The sequence below is a fragment of the Mycolicibacterium vinylchloridicum genome (genome assembly GCF_013404075.1).
GTDB lineage: Bacteria > Actinomycetota > Actinomycetes > Mycobacteriales > Mycobacteriaceae > Mycobacterium > Mycobacterium vinylchloridicum.
Map to the genome: position 1 here is coordinate 130,738 of NZ_JACBJQ010000004.1, position 15,301 is coordinate 146,038.

At 66.1% G+C, this 15,301-nt stretch carries 14 protein-coding genes; 3 read left to right on the forward strand and 11 right to left on the reverse strand.

Annotated elements, in window-relative coordinates; genetic code table 11:
- Nucleotides 1-21 precede the first annotated feature (21 nt).
- Nucleotides 22-1,230, reverse strand: coding sequence for a family 16 glycosylhydrolase (locus tag HPC46_RS05495; protein WP_218893747.1), 1,209 nt, complete (start codon nt 1,228-1,230; stop codon nt 22-24).
- Between the two features lie 507 nt (nt 1,231-1,737).
- Here HPC46_RS05495 and HPC46_RS05505 point away from each other — a divergent pair.
- Entirely contained in the window at nt 1,738-2,511 is a 774-nt protein-coding gene (locus HPC46_RS05505; RefSeq protein ID WP_179467597.1) for a glycoside hydrolase family 16 protein, read from the forward strand.
- On the opposite strand, the gene HPC46_RS05510 is transcribed toward HPC46_RS05505, so the two are convergent.
- From HPC46_RS05510 to HPC46_RS05535, 6 genes are read right to left on the reverse strand one after another with little or no spacing between them, the layout of a single operon-like run.
- Nucleotides 2,508-3,776, reverse strand: coding sequence for a lipopolysaccharide biosynthesis protein (locus HPC46_RS05510; RefSeq protein ID WP_179467599.1), 1,269 nt, complete (start codon nt 3,774-3,776; stop codon nt 2,508-2,510). The two genes, HPC46_RS05505 and HPC46_RS05510, sit on opposite strands and share 4 nt — an antisense overlap.
- Nucleotides 3,776-5,080 (reverse strand): glycosyltransferase family 2 protein, encoded by a 1,305-nt coding sequence (locus HPC46_RS05515; protein WP_179467601.1) that lies wholly within the window; start codon nt 5,078-5,080, stop codon nt 3,776-3,778. Before HPC46_RS05515 ends, HPC46_RS05510 begins: the two co-directional genes overlap by 1 nt.
- The gene (locus HPC46_RS05520; RefSeq protein WP_179467603.1) at nt 5,077-6,015 is read right to left on the reverse strand and encodes a glycosyltransferase family 2 protein; all 939 of its coding nucleotides are present in this window, start codon (nt 6,013-6,015) and stop codon (nt 5,077-5,079) included. The genes HPC46_RS05515 and HPC46_RS05520 overlap by 4 nt, the downstream gene beginning before the upstream one ends.
- 1 nt (nt 6,016) lies before the next feature.
- A complete protein-coding gene (locus HPC46_RS05525; RefSeq protein WP_233716234.1) occupies nt 6,017-6,910 on the reverse strand; it encodes a glycosyltransferase family 2 protein in 894 nt (297 codons plus the stop codon).
- A 24-nt stretch (nt 6,911-6,934) separates the two neighbouring features.
- Nucleotides 6,935-7,783 (reverse strand): glycosyltransferase family 2 protein, encoded by an 849-nt coding sequence (locus HPC46_RS05530; RefSeq protein ID WP_179467605.1) that lies wholly within the window; start codon nt 7,781-7,783, stop codon nt 6,935-6,937.
- The gene (locus tag HPC46_RS05535; protein ID WP_179467607.1) at nt 7,780-8,901 is read right to left on the reverse strand and encodes a transferase; all 1,122 of its coding nucleotides are present in this window, start codon (nt 8,899-8,901) and stop codon (nt 7,780-7,782) included. Before HPC46_RS05535 ends, HPC46_RS05530 begins: the two co-directional genes overlap by 4 nt.
- 14 nt (nt 8,902-8,915) lie before the next feature.
- Here HPC46_RS05535 and HPC46_RS05540 point away from each other — a divergent pair, with 14 nt between their 5' ends.
- Nucleotides 8,916-9,476: a dTDP-4-dehydrorhamnose 3,5-epimerase family protein gene (locus HPC46_RS05540; RefSeq protein ID WP_179467609.1), complete on the forward strand. Its 561-nt coding sequence runs from the start codon at nt 8,916-8,918 to the stop codon at nt 9,474-9,476.
- Here the strand turns inward: HPC46_RS05540 and HPC46_RS05545 are convergent.
- From HPC46_RS05545 to HPC46_RS05560, 4 genes are read right to left on the reverse strand one after another with little or no spacing between them, the layout of a single operon-like run.
- On the reverse strand, nt 9,454-10,494 hold the full coding sequence (locus tag HPC46_RS05545) for an NAD-dependent epimerase/dehydratase family protein (protein ID WP_179467611.1): 1,041 nt from the start codon (nt 10,492-10,494) through the stop codon (nt 9,454-9,456). The two genes, HPC46_RS05540 and HPC46_RS05545, sit on opposite strands and share 23 nt — an antisense overlap.
- Before the next feature lies 1 nt (nt 10,495).
- Entirely contained in the window at nt 10,496-11,146 is a 651-nt protein-coding gene (locus tag HPC46_RS05550; RefSeq protein WP_179467613.1) for a PIG-L deacetylase family protein, read from the reverse strand.
- Nucleotides 11,139-11,921, reverse strand: coding sequence for a sugar phosphate nucleotidyltransferase (locus HPC46_RS05555; RefSeq protein ID WP_179467615.1), 783 nt, complete (start codon nt 11,919-11,921; stop codon nt 11,139-11,141). Before HPC46_RS05555 ends, HPC46_RS05550 begins: the two co-directional genes overlap by 8 nt.
- Complete coding sequence (locus HPC46_RS05560; protein WP_179467617.1) at nt 11,918-13,174, reverse strand: methyltransferase domain-containing protein; 1,257 nt, start codon at nt 13,172-13,174, stop codon at nt 11,918-11,920. The genes HPC46_RS05555 and HPC46_RS05560 overlap by 4 nt, the downstream gene beginning before the upstream one ends.
- 489 nt (nt 13,175-13,663) lie before the next feature.
- Between HPC46_RS05560 and HPC46_RS05565 the strand changes: the two genes are divergently transcribed.
- Nucleotides 13,664-15,292 (forward strand): acyl-CoA carboxylase subunit beta, encoded by a 1,629-nt coding sequence (locus HPC46_RS05565; RefSeq protein ID WP_179467619.1) that lies wholly within the window; start codon nt 13,664-13,666, stop codon nt 15,290-15,292.
- Nucleotides 15,293-15,301: the final 9 nt, after the last annotated feature.

Here is a 15,301-nt window from a genome sequence, read left to right on the forward strand (position 1 = left end):
CTGGCATCGCTCGCGCGGGCATCAGGTGCCCGCGTAGGACCAGATGGAAACCCAGTCGACCAGCACGTGGCCACTGTTGGTCCCATTGCCGTCGGTCTCGACCTGCAGTTGCCAGCGCATGGGCTTGCTGGGCACGTACTTGGTGCTGTCGAGCACCAAATTGTCGTCCAGGTAGAACTTGACGTGGCCGGGCAGCCATTCGACGGTGTAGACGTGCCAGTCGGTGAACGTCTTGCCGGTGTCGGCGCCGTCCTGGCCGCCGGTTGCGCGGGCATAGTGGGCGAACGCCTTCGACGTCGACGACAATGCGCCCTCCGGGAAGTCCACTTCTCCGTCATTGGGCCACAGTTCGGACTGCGGCCACAACAGGAACGCGATGTGGTACTCGCTCAGCGTGGATGTGTCGGCCTTGAGCCGCACCGAGTAGCGCCCGTAGGTCTGATATTGGGTGCCGTTGGGCAGAATCGGGGACGGATTCGCGCCCGCGGGTTGGCCGTTGACGTTGTGCAGGTAGTAATCCAGGGTGCCGCCCGAAACACTGAGAACCTGATCGGGGCGATACGGCCGATGTTGATAGGTGTCGGTGAAGGTCTGCGGGTAGGTGAGCCATTTCTGGCCGTCGGAGCCCACGTAGACCACCTTGTTCGGGTCGGCGGGGTTGGCCCAGCTGCCCAGCGGGGCGTCGCGGGTGAAGTTGTCGGCGAGGATGTGCTTCCACCCCGGTAGGTCGGCTACCGGCGCATCCGTCAGGTCATCGCTCGGGGGTGTGGTGCCGGTCGCGGCAACGATGCTGACGGTGTCGATGTAGAGCGCCCGCGCGCAGAAGAACCACTGCGGGTTGGCGAACTTGACTCCGACGGTGTGCGTTCCGGCCGGGATGTTCGCGGTCGCCGTGTAGTCGGTCCACCTGCTCGCCGTGATGGGGCTGCGGCCGATGATCACGCCGTCGACGAACACCGCAGCGACCGGCGCCCCGAAACACTGCAATCCCCGGGCACGCACGACGACGCTGACCGATTGCGGCAGTGCCAGAGTCGATGCCACCGTCACCGCGCCGGTCAGGCCGAGTGCCGTACCGCCCGTTGCGGTGGAATCGGCGATGATCTTGGCGCCCTTGGTCGTCGAGAGACTCATCGTTTCCGCCTCGATCGGCGTCACGCCGGCGGCCGCACCGGCAGGCGGCGCCAGCACGGCCGCGACCACGACGACCGCCGAGCACAAACGGAACATCGTGGCCCCATCGCGTTGTAGGCGCCCTCGAGGTGAGTGAGCGGAATCACAATAGGCTCAGGTCAATCACTATTCCTAGCCAGCACATTTATCACTTTGGTAACAGTTGAAATCGGAAACAAATGGCCGGTCTCCAGCGATATCCGCGCGTGCGAATACTTCGCAGCAACAAGGCAATACACCCCTTGCCCAGGGTGCCTCCGTTACGCCGGGGTCAAAAATCGGCCCGAAACGCCGTCACCACCGCGTTCAATGAGGGAAGTGCCGCCACCTGCGGCGTATGGTTCGGGACTGATGCGAAATCGGCTGTGTAAGTGTGGACACGACCGTCCCGCGCACGAGCATCACCGACGCGGAACGGACTGCGCGTTGTGCGATTGCAACCGCTTCAGGGGGCCGGGCCTGGCCAGCATGCTCGTGGACTGGGTCACCTCACGTCAGCGGCGTGGTGGGCCGGACGGCTAGGTAGACTGGCGGCTACCGGGTCGGCCGAATCATAGGGAGCTCATGCCAGTCCCCCTCGCGCGGGCCGCTCGCGTGGCGATCTCGCTGACCAGCGTCGCGGCAGGAACCGTCGCACTCACGGTCGGATCCGCCGCGCTCCTGCGCCCGGTCGCCGGCGCCCAGTCCGGTAACGGCAATTGCGCAAACACTGCGGCCGCGACACTGGGCTGGGGAACACCGAATCGTGCCGACGACTTCACCGACCCCGCATCGCTGCGGCAATGGTCGGTCTACGACGGTCCGGGCCATGACGGCAATGGCCGGCGTACCCCGTCGGCGATATCGGCGGCCAACGGAACGTTGACGATCACCGGTGATTCCCAAGGCAACTCGGGCGGGATGGCCTTGTTGCCCGGACAACTCCACGGCCGCTGGGAGGCCTGCGTCAAATCGTCGCCGTCGGCACCGGGATACCACTCGCTGCTGCTGTTGTGGCCGGACGCCGAGAATTGGCCCGTCGGCGGTGAGATCGATTTCATGGAGATCGCCGACCCCACCCGGCAATCGGTCGAAGGCTGGCTGCACTACGGACCGAACGACGAACGCGAGTCGGGTGCCGTGCAGATCGATGCCACACAGTGGCACAGCTGGGCGGTGGAATGGACGCCCCAGCGCGTCGCGGTGTTCGTCGACGGTGTCCAGTGGTGGCAGGCAACGGATCCGGCGCACCTTCCGCCGGGCCCGATGCACTTGTGCATCCAGCTCGACAACTTCGGCGGCGACCTGAACAGCGGCGCCGCCATGTCGGTCGACTGGGTCCGCCAGTACTCGCTCTAAGCCGCGCCGGCCGTCCGCACGCTGCGCAACCAGCGAATCACCAGCGGTAGCAGGATCACCGCTGGAATCGCTTCGGCCACAAGGTATGCCCAGCCGACGCCGATCACGCCGCTACGGGTGGTGATCATCAGTGTGCCCACGACCACGACGGCCGTTGAGACACAGCGCATGACGACCATGAGGGTGAGTTTGCGGCGGACTCGCGCGAACCCCTCGTAGATCGCACTCACCGCGGACAACGGTACGAACACCGCCGCCAGCACCAGTAGCCCTTGGCCCTGTGCCCGGTAGTCGGGACCGATGAGGTCCAACGCGTACGGGCCGACCAGCACCAGTCCGAGCGAACCGACGACCGACACCACCGCCATCATCTGGACCATCCGGGTGGATAGTGCTGCCACCTTGTCGGGGTGCGCGGCGACCTCCGCGACGAACGGGCTCATCACCAGGTGCACCGCGAAATAGAGGGCGTTGATGATCGCCCACGTCACCGCGAAGTGCGCATTGGCCGCCGCACCGAAACGGCTCACCACGACCAGCGGCACGATCAGGGGCCCGATGATCCACAATGTCGTGATCCCGAAAGAGGATCCGACATACGACAACAGCTGTGTGCGGGCCGGCAGTTCGGACGGCTGGCGGAACTGGGCATGTGTGTTCCACCGCCGCCGCATCGCCGCCAGGACCAACACCGTGCCTGCGGCCGCCGTCGCGCCCCAGGCGAGCACGATCGACGCGCCGCTACCGGTCCACACCAGAGCAAACAGGACGGCGAGTTTCACGATCGCGTGAACGAGGTTCTTCACCGCCGACCATTTCGTCACCCCGAGACCGACAGCGGTCTTGTCCAGCAAGGTGAACACCGCGAGCACCATCACCAGCAGCGGGTAACACACCATCGCCCACCGCGACGTGAACAGCTCGTCGCGCGGCCCGAAAACGACCAGCGCCCAACCAGCGAGCAGCGCAGTGCCGGCGACCGTCACGTATCCCCGCTTGATGAGCGAGCCGGCCCGGTTACCGGCCAGCGGCAGGAAGCGTTCGTAGATCGTGTCGATGCTCAGCATCGACAGCATGGACAGCATCAGCGCCGAGGTGATCAGGGCTGCCGCCACACCGACTTCTTCCGCGGGATACAAGCGTCCAGCCGCGCCCCAGAAGACCAGACCGAGGATTCCGGTGAGCAGACTCGACGCGATCAGCGAAATCGAGTTCACCGTCATGTTGCGGCCCGCGGTCGGCGGCGGAATGTCCGTGGTGACCATCAGCGGGCCCGCGCCACGAGATACACCCACGCGCCCGCCGCGATGAATCGCCATGTCCCGCTGCCGATATCAGGTGGCAGGTCCGCTCGCACCGTTGTCGTCGGCGTCGCCCTTCGCGCGGTGGACCGCAGATGACGGACCAACGCAGCGCTGCGCCGCACGACGGTCTTGAGCGCGAGCAGCGCCATCGCCGGATCGGAGGCGAGCTTGGCCAGCCACGCCCCCAGACCCAATCCGTAGCCGCGGGTCTGGGCACGAAGGTCGTCGGTGGTCGCCCGGTGCCGATGCCAGGCGATCGCCGCCGGTTCCCGGACCAACTGCCGCCCGGATCGCAGGATGCGGAAGAACATGTCGATGTCCTCCCCACCGCTCACCCGGGTTCCGGCACCGAGACGTTCGTCGAAACCGCCGAGGCGCAACACCACCCGGCGGTCGACGGCGAAGTTGGCGCCGGTTCCGTAGTGCCGAACCTCGAAGGGGAACAGCGGAACGTCCCGCGGCGCCGCCGACCACTCGAACATGCGCGCGTCCGCGGATTCACTCCACCCGGCCCGGTTCTCGAAATACGCCTGTGCGGGCGTGCGCAACTCACCGGCGGGCACCATCCCGGACACGCACCCCACCGAGTCGCCGTAGCCGAAGCCGCGCACCAGAATGCCCAGCCAGTCCCGGTCGACGACGACATCATCGTCGACGAAGGCGACGATGTTGCCAGTGGCCGCCAGCAAGCCGGTGTTCCGCGCCCGCGACAGTCCGGGCACCGGCTCGGTGATCAACCGCACTCGCGGGTCGCCAAGACTTTTCACGTAGTCACGGGTGTCATCGGTGCGTGGGGCGTTGTCGACGACCAGCACCCCGAAGTCGGGATAGGTCGCGGCAAGGATCGACTCCAACGCCGTCTTGAGCAGGTCGGTCCGATCCCGGGTGCACACCACCACGGTGACGTGTTCAGCCTCGCCCGAACCGTCGCGGCTGTCGTCCCGCAGCAAGCGGATCGGCGAATGCCGTTGAGCACCAACCTGATCGCGCAGATCGGCGAATTCGATCTCACTGTCGGTGACGTCGACATCGACGAATCCGACCGCCCGCTCGCGATCCCGGACGAGCAACCGCGCCCTGGAGAATCCCTCGGCATTCTGCAGCCGGCAGATCGGCGGCCGCCCGGAATTCACGCTCGCCCGGTCGGCGGAATCGACTGCGTCGAGCCATACCTCACCGATCCAGATCGCCCCGCTCCAACTCGGCCGCGCCGGATTTGGCAGCACAGGTGCCAACGTCAGGCACGCCGAATCGGGCGGGCTCACGCTGCGCCCCTCGACAGCAGGCGGGTGGCCGTCGCCCGAGCGAAGCCCGCCGCGGTGGCTGCCAGACCCAGGCAGATCGCCGATGCGCGGGCCAGCCCGTGGGGCGTCATCGACAGCAGCTCTCGTGCCACGCCCCTCGGGAGAACACGGCTCACGTATGTGCGCTCACTGCTCAACCCATTCGCCGCACCGGCGAGTTCAGTGACGACGGCCTTCGACAGGCCTTCGTGATAACACCTGCGCACGAAGTAGCGCAGCGTCGCCCGGTCCTGCGTCACATGGTGTTCGACCCGAATGTCGGGGGCGAACAAGACCTGGTTGGCGGCTTCGTCGGCGCGGATCCGGATGAACAACTCGGTTTCCTCGCAGCCGACCGGGGTGGCGCCCACCCGGCCCACCTCGGATCGGAACCCGCCGGCCCGGAGGAAAGCCGACCGCCGCAGCGACATGTTGCACCCGATCGGATTGCGCACCTGGGCAAGCTGTTTCGGCTGGCCTATGTAGCTGCAGCCGACCACCCAGTCGAATTCGGCAGGCATCCACGCCGGCCGGGCGGCGGGCCACACCGGGCTCGCATACCCGCCGACGCCCGCGACTGTCGTGTCGGCATAGTGGTTGCGCAGATCGTCGGCCCAGCCGGGCTGCGCCACCGCGTCGTCGTCGAGGAACGCCACGACCTCGCCGCGCGCGGCGCGAACACCGGTGTTGCGTGCCCCCGACAATCCCCGGGCTTCGGTGTTCGGTATCACCCGAACCCGTCGATCGCCACCGTAGAGCTGCTCGGCCGAGTCCAGGAGTTCATCGCAATGGTCGATGACCACGATCAGGTCCACCGGCTCGCCGCTGCCGGTCAGCACAGACTCCACGGCCTGACGCAGTCGTTCCCAACGCTCGGTGGTGTAAGCGCAGATGACCACACTCATCTCGGGCGTCATGTCAGCCCGTCCGCTGTCGTCGCCGCGCCTCGCGCACGCTGCTCAGCTTGAACAGCAGCGCGCGCTTGAGGAGAACGTCGTAACGGTTGAGCTTGCCGACGAGCTGATCGACGTAGGGAATCTCCCAGCGGGGATCGTCGATGAGCCGGCGGGTGAACCTGTCCTGTTGTTCCAGTTGTGATCGCGCTGAGGTCAACGCGGTCAGCGAACCACCCCGGATGCGGTAGGCAGCCAGCGTCTCGGGCATGCCGTAGAAGTGACCGAAGCGCAGCAATCGGGTCCACAGGTCCATGTCCAGGGTGAACAGGTTGGGACCGCGGAAACCGCCGCATCGGTCGAAATCACTGCGCCGGAACATGACCGACACGGGTGCGCCCACCGGATTCTTCGCGCTCCGGACGATCTGCCGGATCACGCGTTGGCCGGTCTGGCGACCCAGGATGCCGCGCAGGCCCCTGGCCGGGAAGAGCAGCGCGCCCGCGTCGTCGATGAAGTCGGTTCGGCTGGCGACGACGGTGACGTCGGGGTTGTTCTCGAGTACGGCCGCCTGCGCGGCGACGCAGTTGCTCATGAGGGTGTCGTCGGCGCTGATCACCTTGACGAACTCGCCGCGGCTGAGCTTCACCGCGAGGTTGTGGTTCTCCTCGGCCGTCAGGGTGGTCTGATTGCGGACCACCCTGACCCGCAGGTCGGTGATCCGGTCGAGGATCAGCGCCGTTTCGTCGGTGCTGTTGTTATCGACGACGACGATCTCGAGGTCAGGAAAGTCCTGTGCCAGAACGCTGTCGAGGGTGTCGCGCAGGAAGGGACCGGCCTGGAACGCCGGGATGCACAGGGACACTTTGGGACGCTTGAAGCCCGCCCCTGGCTCGGTATGGCATTCCGGCGACATCATCTGGCTCACAATGGTTGCCCGCGCTCAGGCGTGCCGTACGTCGGGCAAGGACTGATCGAGCAGGTACCGCGACGCCGCGGTGATGCCGGCCTGCGGAGTCGGGGTGCCACGCTTCCACCCTCGCCGCCGCGCCCGCCGGAATTCCTGCAGGATCGTCTTCAGTATTCGCAACCCATCGGAGACGGCATTGAGATTGCTGGCGCCGTGGATCCGGTCCAGCTCGTAGCTGCTGACTTCGGCGATCTGCATTCCGCTGGCGGCGACCCGCACATTGATCAGCGACTCGATCTCGAATCCGTCACCCCACTGCGCGCCCGGCTTCTGCGTGTCCGGCAGGTCCATCACCTCGAGGCAGTCCCGCCAGAAGGCGTTGTAGCCGTAACACAGGTCGGTGTACTTGGTGGCGAACAGCGTGTTGACCAAGGTGTTGAGCCCCCAGTTGCCAAGGCGCCGTATGCGGGTGATGTCGCTGCTGCCGCCGCCCTGGACGAAGCGCGAGCCCTTGGCGAAGTCCTTGCCCGAGATCAGCGCGCCGACGAAACGGGGGATCTCGGCCGGGTCGGTGCTGCCGTCGGCGTCGATCATGACGACGATGTCACCGGAGGCGGCGGCGAAACCGCACGCCAGGGCGTTGCCCTTGCCCTTGCGGGTCTGCTTGAGGTGCACGCCGTTCGGCCAGAGTTCGCGTGCCACCGCCGCGGTCCGGTCCACCGAATCCCCGTCGACGAACACGATCTCGTCGACATCGTGGGGCAGCCGCGAGGCGAGGTAGGCGAGGTTGCGCTCCTCGTTCAGTGCGGGTATGACGACGGATATGGTCGGGCGACGCGTATGGTGCGCCATCGCCTCCCAGATCCCGACGACCTTCGTCATAGGTGGCTCTCCTCTCGATCAAGACTCTGCAGGGCTGGTTCATCGGTCATGAAGCGGTCGTCACTGATCCACCGTCCGGTGAGCTGGGGGTAGGCGGCCGACACCTCATCCAGAAGGTCCGGCAACGTGAGCAGAACGCAATCCGGTTCCGCGGCAACGAGTTCGCTCGGCGCGATGATCGGGACGTCCGTTCCGGGCATGCGGCGGCCCTGCTTGGCCCGCGAAGCGTCAGCGACGGCCGCGACGAGCCTGCTGGTCACCCCCGCGAGGGCGAACAGCGCCACCGCACGCGAGGCCGCGCCATAGGCGTAGACCCGCCGTCCCTGCGCTGCTTGGTGTTCGAGCCAATCACGCAGGGCCCGGCGGTGGTGGTCGGCGGCACGCTGCAACCTGTCGACGGCCGCGGGATCGGTGATCGCCAACTCGCCGGCGAGGATGCGACGCACCGCGGGAGGCGGCGGCACAAAGCCGTGTCTGGCAGCCACCAGGACCGTGCCGCCGTACAGGTCGAACTCCCAGGCGTCGACCGCGCCCATCCCGGCCTGGTCCAGCAGACCGAGTAGTGCCGTCATCGAGTAGTAGGCATAGTGCCCGTGCCGCAGCGAGTTCCACTGATTCTTGCCGACGATCGTGGCCAGTGAGTGGTACTGGATGAGCAGCACACCATCTTCCGCGGTCGCGGCGGCACGGCACGCGAACGCGGCCCGCTGATCCGGCTCGTGCATCAACCCGAAGCTGTCGAGAACGACGTCGGCGACATCGGCCTCCTCGAATCCACGCTCGGCGAGCGACGGCAACCAGCTGCCGCCGTGCGGACTGCCGAACTCCCGCACCGTCGCTCCCCGCAAGAGCCCGGCCGCGGCCACCCTGCTCACGGCGTCGACGGCCTGGAGTTGCAGGGCGCGCGGTTCGACGCCACGCGGTTCATCGGTCACGGTGTCGTCGTCGGCCAGCTGCGCCAGACCACACGATACGCACAGGGTCATCGTCAACGGGTGCGACGACTCCTCGGGCACAACGGGATCGGTGGCCGCGGGGAAGAAATCCTGAGCAGGCACGCGACCGAGATCCAGCACGGGCGTGACTGTGAAACTGTGGCATCCTCTGCAGCGACTCATGGCAACATGGCCTCGTGCAGATCAGGCAAACCGAAATCGAAGGCCTCGTCGTTCTCGTTCCCCAGCCGCACTTCGACGAACGCGGTCTTTTCACCCGGACGTTCGACGCCGAGATCTTCGACGACCACCTCGGCACGCCGGGAGCCAGCGCGTCGTTCATCCAGGATTCCCAGTCCCGTTCGGTGCAGGGGACCATCCGCGGGATGCACGGCCGGTCGGGCGGCGGTGAAGCCAAGCTCATCCGCTGCGCCAACGGTGCCGTGCAGGATGTCGTCGTCGACATCCGGCCTGAATCGCCGACTTTCGGCCACCAGCTGTCGATCACGCTCGACGACACCGAGTTTGTTCACCTCTTCGTGCCCCGGGGTTTCCTGCACGGGTTTCAGGCACTCACGCCGACGGCCGACGTGTGCTACCGGATCGATCGTCCACACGATCCCAGCGAGGACCTCGGGGTCGCGTTCGACGATCCCGACCTGAACATCTCGTGGCCGCTTGCACCCACGGTGATCTCGCAACGAGACCGCTCGGCGGGCAGCTGGCGTGAGCTGGTCAGCCAACTCGGCCTCCGGTGAACATCGCCGCGTCGAGCACACCCGATCGGCGAAGCTCCTTCAGTCGTGCCAACCGGGTGAACTGACCGGAGAAGGCCGATTCGGTCAGTCCGTGCGCGGTGTAGCGGCCGTAGAGCTCTGCGGCGCCGGCGGCCACCGACCATCGGGCCTCGTATCCCAGGCGTTCGCGTGCTTTCGCGAAATCGACTCGGTAGGAACGCGGATCGGCTCCGGTCTCACCGGTGATCCGAAGTTCCGCTCCGGGCACGACGTCGGTGACCGCGCGGGCGATGTCGGCCACCGTGAGGTTGTTGGTCTCGGTGCCGACGTTGAAGGCCTGGCACCAGATCGCCTCGACCGGCGCGGTCAGGCAGGTCGCGAAGGCCCGGGCGATGTCCTCGGCATGCACCAGCGGCCGCCACGGGGTGCCGTCGGAGAGCACCTTCACGACACCGCTGAGCACGGCGTGGCCGACGAGGTTGTTCAGCACGATGTCGGCGCGAAGCCGCGGCGAGAACCCGAAAGCCGTGGCGTTGCGCAGGAATACCGGTGCGAACCCCGAATCGGCGATCTTCACCAGATCGTCCTCCACCCACACCTTGCTCTCCGCATAGGGCGTCAGCGGTCGAAGCGGTGCCTGCTCGTCGACCAGGTCGTCGCCCGCCGACCCGTACACCGAACATGTCGAGGCGTACAGGAAGCGCGAGACCCCGGCGGCCTTCGCCGCGTTGGCCAGCTGAACCGATGCCCGGTGATTGATCTCGTAGGTGACGTCCGGGGCGAGGTCGCCGAGTGGGTCGTTGGACAGCGCCGCCAGGTGGACGACGGCGTCGACGCCCACCAGATCGCCGGCGGTGATGTCGCGAAGATCCACCGGCCCGCCACCGCCGATCTGGGGTGGGTCGTGCGGCGTCGGCCCCAGCACGCAATCGGCGAAATAGCCTGAGTCGAGCCCGATCACCTGATGGCCGGCGGCGCGCAGAACGCCGACCATGACCGAGCCGAGGTAGCCCTGGTGGCCAGTGACGAGTACCAGCATGTCAGCGGCCCCCCGATCCCGACGAGAATCGCAGCGAGATCTTCTCCGCGGTGAACGCCTCCGCATGCCTGCTCCGGCACTGCACACCGCGCAACCGGGACAAGCCCAGGAACGCCTCTTCGTCGAACCAGTCGTGTGACGACTGCGACGGATAGTGCTTGTGCAGCAGCCGTGCCTTCTCTTCGGCCACCCCCAGCGGCAGCGGATGGAACACGGTCGGCCGGGGAGTATCGGTCTCCCACTTCACGATCTCGTAGCCGAGGATCAGGTGATCGCGGAATTCGGTGGGAACCAATTCGGCGAGCAGCCGGTGATCCTGGTGGGCATCGTGGCGCTGCGGCCCGAAAACCACTGCTGGATCACATGATCGGCGGAAGTCGTGCAGTCCTTCCTTCACCTGCTGCCAGTACGCCGGGGCCCGGCCGTCGGGGATGTCCAAGACGGTCACGTGCACCGAGGCGCCCGGGCAGAACGCACGGAGCGCCGCGCGTTCCTCCGCTTCGCGTTCGCCACCACCGCCCGAGAGCACCAGCGCATGCACCCGTGAGACGGGCAGCGACAACAAGGTGCCGCCCATCCCGATCGCGATGTCGTCGCAATGCGCGCCGAGCACCGCGATCTCGTCCACCGCGCCGGTCATCAATTCACGCATGCGCGGGCTCCCACAACGCCCACGGTCGATCGCCGTGGCGATACCCCTCGTCGAGTTCGGCTCGTTCCTTGAAGGTGTCGGCGGGTTTCCAGAAGCCCTCGTGCCGGTAGCCGTACAACCGGCCGTGAGCGGCCAGCGCCTCGCAGGCGTCGGCAACCAGATCCCCGCCCGGCGGCAGATGGTCGAAAACCTCCTGGGAGAGCACGAAAAAGCCGCCGTTGATCCAGATCGGGAAGTTGGCGACCGGAACGATGTCCTTGACCTCGCCGGAGTCCTTCACCTCGACGCAGTGGAACGACTGCTGCGGCGGGACCAGCATCATCGACACCGCGGCCCCGGAGGCATGAAACTTCTCCACGATGTCGTCGAGGCGGGCGTCGGTCAGCACGTCGGCATAGTTGGCCAGGAAGTACTCGTCGCCGTCGAGGTGCTCGCGCACGCGCCGCAGACGTTCCCCGATCGGCGATTCCAGCCCGGTGTCGACGAACGTGATCGTCCAGTCGCTGATGTCGTTGTCGAGCAGGTGAACCTCACCGTCGCGCATGACGAAGTCGTTCGACTCCGTCTCCCGGTACTGAAGGAAGTACTCCTTGATACGGGATGCGCCGTAGCCCAGGCACAGGATGAACTCCTTGTGCCCGAAATGCGCGTAGTAGCGCATCACATGCCACAGCAGCGGGCGGGGCCCGACCATCTGCATCGGCTTGGGGATGTCGTCGTGAATGGTGTTACGCATCCGCATGCCGTACCCACCGCAGAACAAGACCACTTTCATCTGGCTTGACTCCCAACGACTTCCGGTTTCTTACTTACTGTGTGCAAGGTCGGCAACGGGTAGACCAGTTCGCCGCCCCAGTCCGCGACATACGAGAGCTGTTCGGTGATCTCGGTTTCCAGATTCCAGGGCAGCACCAGAACGACGTCGGGGCGGTCCTGCGCGATCGCAGCCGGATCCAGGATGGGAATGCGGGTGCCCGGCGTGAAACGACCGTGCTTGTACGGGTTGCGGTCGACCGTGTACTCCAGGAGATCGCTGCGAATTCCGCAATAGTTGAGCAAGGTGTTGCCCTTACCGGGAGCGCCGTATCCGACCACACGCCGGCCGGCCGCCTTGCACTCGAGGAGGAATCGCAAGAGTTCGTGGCGCAACGCCTCGGTCCGTGATCTCAGGCCCAGATAACCCGTGATGTCGTGCAGCCCCGCGCGCTTCTCCGCGGCCATGACGTCGAAGAACCGCGAAGTCGGCTCGGGCCCAAGGCTGTCGGGGCGGGCCCACAGCCGGATCGACCCACCGTGGGTGGCAACGAGTTCGGCATCGACGACGGACAGGCCGGCGGCGGCGAGCGCCCGGGTCGCCGAAAGCACGGTGTAGTACTGGAAATGCTCGTGGTAGATGGTGTCGAACTGTCCGAGCGTCACCAGGTTCAGCGCATGGTGGACCTCGATGCTCACCCAGCCGTCGTCGGCTACCAACGCCCGCAACGCCTTTCCGAATCCGACGATGTCGGGGACGTGTGCGTACACGTTGTTGGCGACCACCAGGTCGGCGGGGCCGTGCTCGGCGACCACGGCGCCGGCGACGTCCTCGCCGAGGAAGTCGGTCCGGGTCGGAACTCCGCGGTCGCGGGCGACAGCACCCACGTTCTGCGATGGCTCGATCCCCAGGCACGGGATGCCGGCCGCGACCACGTGCTGGAGCAGGTATCCGTCATTGCTGGCCACTTCGACCACAAAGGAGTCCGGCCCCAGGTCCAGGCGGGCCGCGGCATCGTCGACAAATGACTCCGCGTGCCGGACCCAGCTGTCGGAGAACGAGGAGAAGTACGCGTACTCGGTGAAGGTGTCCTCGGGGGTGATCAGTGCCGGGATCTGCAGAAGCAGGCACTCGTCGCACAGTCGCAGATGAAGCGGATACGTCGGCTCAGGCGCGTCGAGCTCGTCGGCGCTCAAAAACCGTTCACACGGCGGCGTCGCCCCCAGGTCGAGGACACTCACCAGCCGGTCGGAACCGCACAGACGACAAAGCACGCACCCTCGATTCAGTCCCGCACTCCGCTCCCCGCGGCGGCGGTGCATCGATTCGCCTTGCCGGTTGTGACAGTAACCGGCAGTTGTTCGCTCGGACGTACTGTAGCTACGTTTAGTTAGAAGCGGCAACAGATGTCAGGCGATTGGCAGCGTCGTGTGACCTAAAACATAAGCTGGCCCATGATTATTAACCATTGATGTGTAAAACCTTGCCGTAGTTGGGTATACAGCCTGTTAACTGCGTCCTCACACCTGATTCGAAGATTTGCCATCTTTTCCCGCGCCTGCATGGCAACGCGCCTCACAACGGGACCCAGCTAAGCGTGAAGGTTCCCAGAATTGGGACTCCAGCATCATCAAAGAGAATTAGCGGGAAATTGACGGGGAAGCCAATCCGCACGGTTTTAGCGCGCCAGGCAGGAAGGCCGGACTCGCCGCGCCGACGGGCCCCTTAGCGCCTTCTTAAGGTTGCCGATACGATCGTCACCCATGACGAGCGTTACCGAACCGGCCGCCGGCCACACGATCGACATCCACACCACCGCAGGCAAGCTGGCCGATCTGCGTCAGCGTGCCGAGGAGTCGCTGCATCCCGTCGGCGAGACTGCTGTGGAGAAGGTCCACGCCAAGGGCAAGCTCACCGCTCGGGAACGCATCCTCGCGCTCCTCGACGATGGCTCGTTCGTCGAACTCGACGCCCTCGCCCGGCACCGCAGCACCAATTTCGGGCTGGCCGAGAACCGGCCCGTCGGCGACGGCGTGGTGACCGGTTACGGCACGATCGACGGCCGCGAGGTCTGTATCTTCAGCCAGGACGCCACCGTGTTCGGCGGCAGCCTCGGCGAGGTCTATGGCGAGAAGATCGTCAAGGTCCAGGAGCTGGCCATCAAGACCGGCCGCCCCCTGATCGGCATCAACGACGGCGCCGGCGCCCGCATCCAGGAGGGTGTGGTGTCGCTCGGCCTCTACAGCCGGATCTTCCACAACAACATCAAGGCCTCGGGCGTGATCCCGCAGATCTCGCTGATCATGGGCGCTGCCGCGGGCGGTCATGTGTACTCCCCGGCGCTGACCGACTTCGTGATCATGGTCGACCAGACCAGCCAGATGTTCATCACCGGCCCCGACGTCATCAAGACCGTCACCGGTGAGGACGTCACCATGGAGGATCTGGGCGGCGCCCACACCCACATGGCCAAGTCGGGCACCGTGCACTACGTCGCCTCCGGCGAGCAGGACGCCCTGGATTACGTCCGCGATCTGCTGAGCTACCTGCCGCCCAACAACTACGCCGAGCCGCCGCGCTACCCGGCGCCGCCGCACCCGGGCGCCATCGAGGACAACCTCACCGACGAAGACCTCGAGCTGGACACGCTGATCCCAGATTCGCCGAACCAGCCGTACGACATGCACGAGGTCATCACACGCATCCTCGACGACGACGAGTTCCTCGAGGTCCAGGCGGGCTACGCGCAGAACATCGTCGTCGGCTTCGGCCGCATCGACGGCCGCCCGGTCGGGATCGTGGCCAACCAGCCCACCCAGTTCGCCGGCTGCCTGGACATCAACGCCTCCGAGAAGGCCGCCCGGTTCGTGCGCACCTGCGACTGTTTCAACATCCCGATCGTGATGCTGGTCGACGTGCCGGGCTTCCTGCCCGGCACCGAGCAGGAGTACAACGGCATCATCCGGCGCGGCGCGAAGCTGCTCTACGCCTACGGCGAGGCCACCGTCGCCAAGGTCACGGTCATCACCCGCAAGGCCTACGGCGGCGCCTACTGCGTCATGGGTTCCAAGGACATGGGCTGCGACGTCAACATCGCCTGGCCGACGGCCCAGATCGCGGTCATGGGTGCCTCGGGTGCGGTCGGGTTCGTCTACCGCAAGGAGCTCAAGGATGCGGCCAATGACGGCAAGGATGTCGACGCCCTGCGCCTGGAACTGCAGCAGACCTACGAAGACACGTTGGTGAATCCCTACATCGCCGCCGAGCGCGGTTACGTCGACGCGGTGATCCCGCCGTCGCACACCCGCGGCTACATCTCGACCGCACTGCGGCTGCTCGAGCGCAAGATCGCTCAGGTGCCACCGAAGAAGCACGGGAACATTCCACTGTGAGCAAGGGGC

What these genes read in the sequence shown, in the direction of transcription:
- HPC46_RS05495 (WP_218893747.1), bottom strand. Translation starts at nt 1,230, where the DNA reads ATGTTCCGTTTGTGCTCGGCGGTCGTCGTGGTCGCGGCCGTGCTGGCG.
- HPC46_RS05505 (WP_179467597.1), top strand. Translation starts at nt 1,738, where the DNA reads ATGCCAGTCCCCCTCGCGCGGGCCGCTCGCGTGGCGATCTCGCTGACC.
- HPC46_RS05510 (WP_179467599.1), bottom strand. Translation starts at nt 3,776, where the DNA reads ATGGTCACCACGGACATTCCGCCGCCGACCGCGGGCCGCAACATGACG.
- HPC46_RS05520 (WP_179467603.1), bottom strand. Translation starts at nt 6,015, where the DNA reads ATGACGCCCGAGATGAGTGTGGTCATCTGCGCTTACACCACCGAGCGT.
- HPC46_RS05525 (WP_233716234.1), bottom strand. Translation starts at nt 6,910, where the DNA reads ATGATGTCGCCGGAATGCCATACCGAGCCAGGGGCGGGCTTCAAGCGT.
- HPC46_RS05530 (WP_179467605.1), bottom strand. Translation starts at nt 7,783, where the DNA reads ATGACGAAGGTCGTCGGGATCTGGGAGGCGATGGCGCACCATACGCGT.
- HPC46_RS05535 (WP_179467607.1), bottom strand. Translation starts at nt 8,901, where the DNA reads ATGAGTCGCTGCAGAGGATGCCACAGTTTCACAGTCACGCCCGTGCTG.
- HPC46_RS05545 (WP_179467611.1), bottom strand. Translation starts at nt 10,494, where the DNA reads ATGCTGGTACTCGTCACTGGCCACCAGGGCTACCTCGGCTCGGTCATG.
- HPC46_RS05550 (WP_179467613.1), bottom strand. Translation starts at nt 11,146, where the DNA reads ATGCGTGAATTGATGACCGGCGCGGTGGACGAGATCGCGGTGCTCGGC.
- HPC46_RS05555 (WP_179467615.1), bottom strand. Translation starts at nt 11,921, where the DNA reads ATGAAAGTGGTCTTGTTCTGCGGTGGGTACGGCATGCGGATGCGTAAC.
- HPC46_RS05565 (WP_179467619.1), top strand. Translation starts at nt 13,664, where the DNA reads ATGACGAGCGTTACCGAACCGGCCGCCGGCCACACGATCGACATCCAC.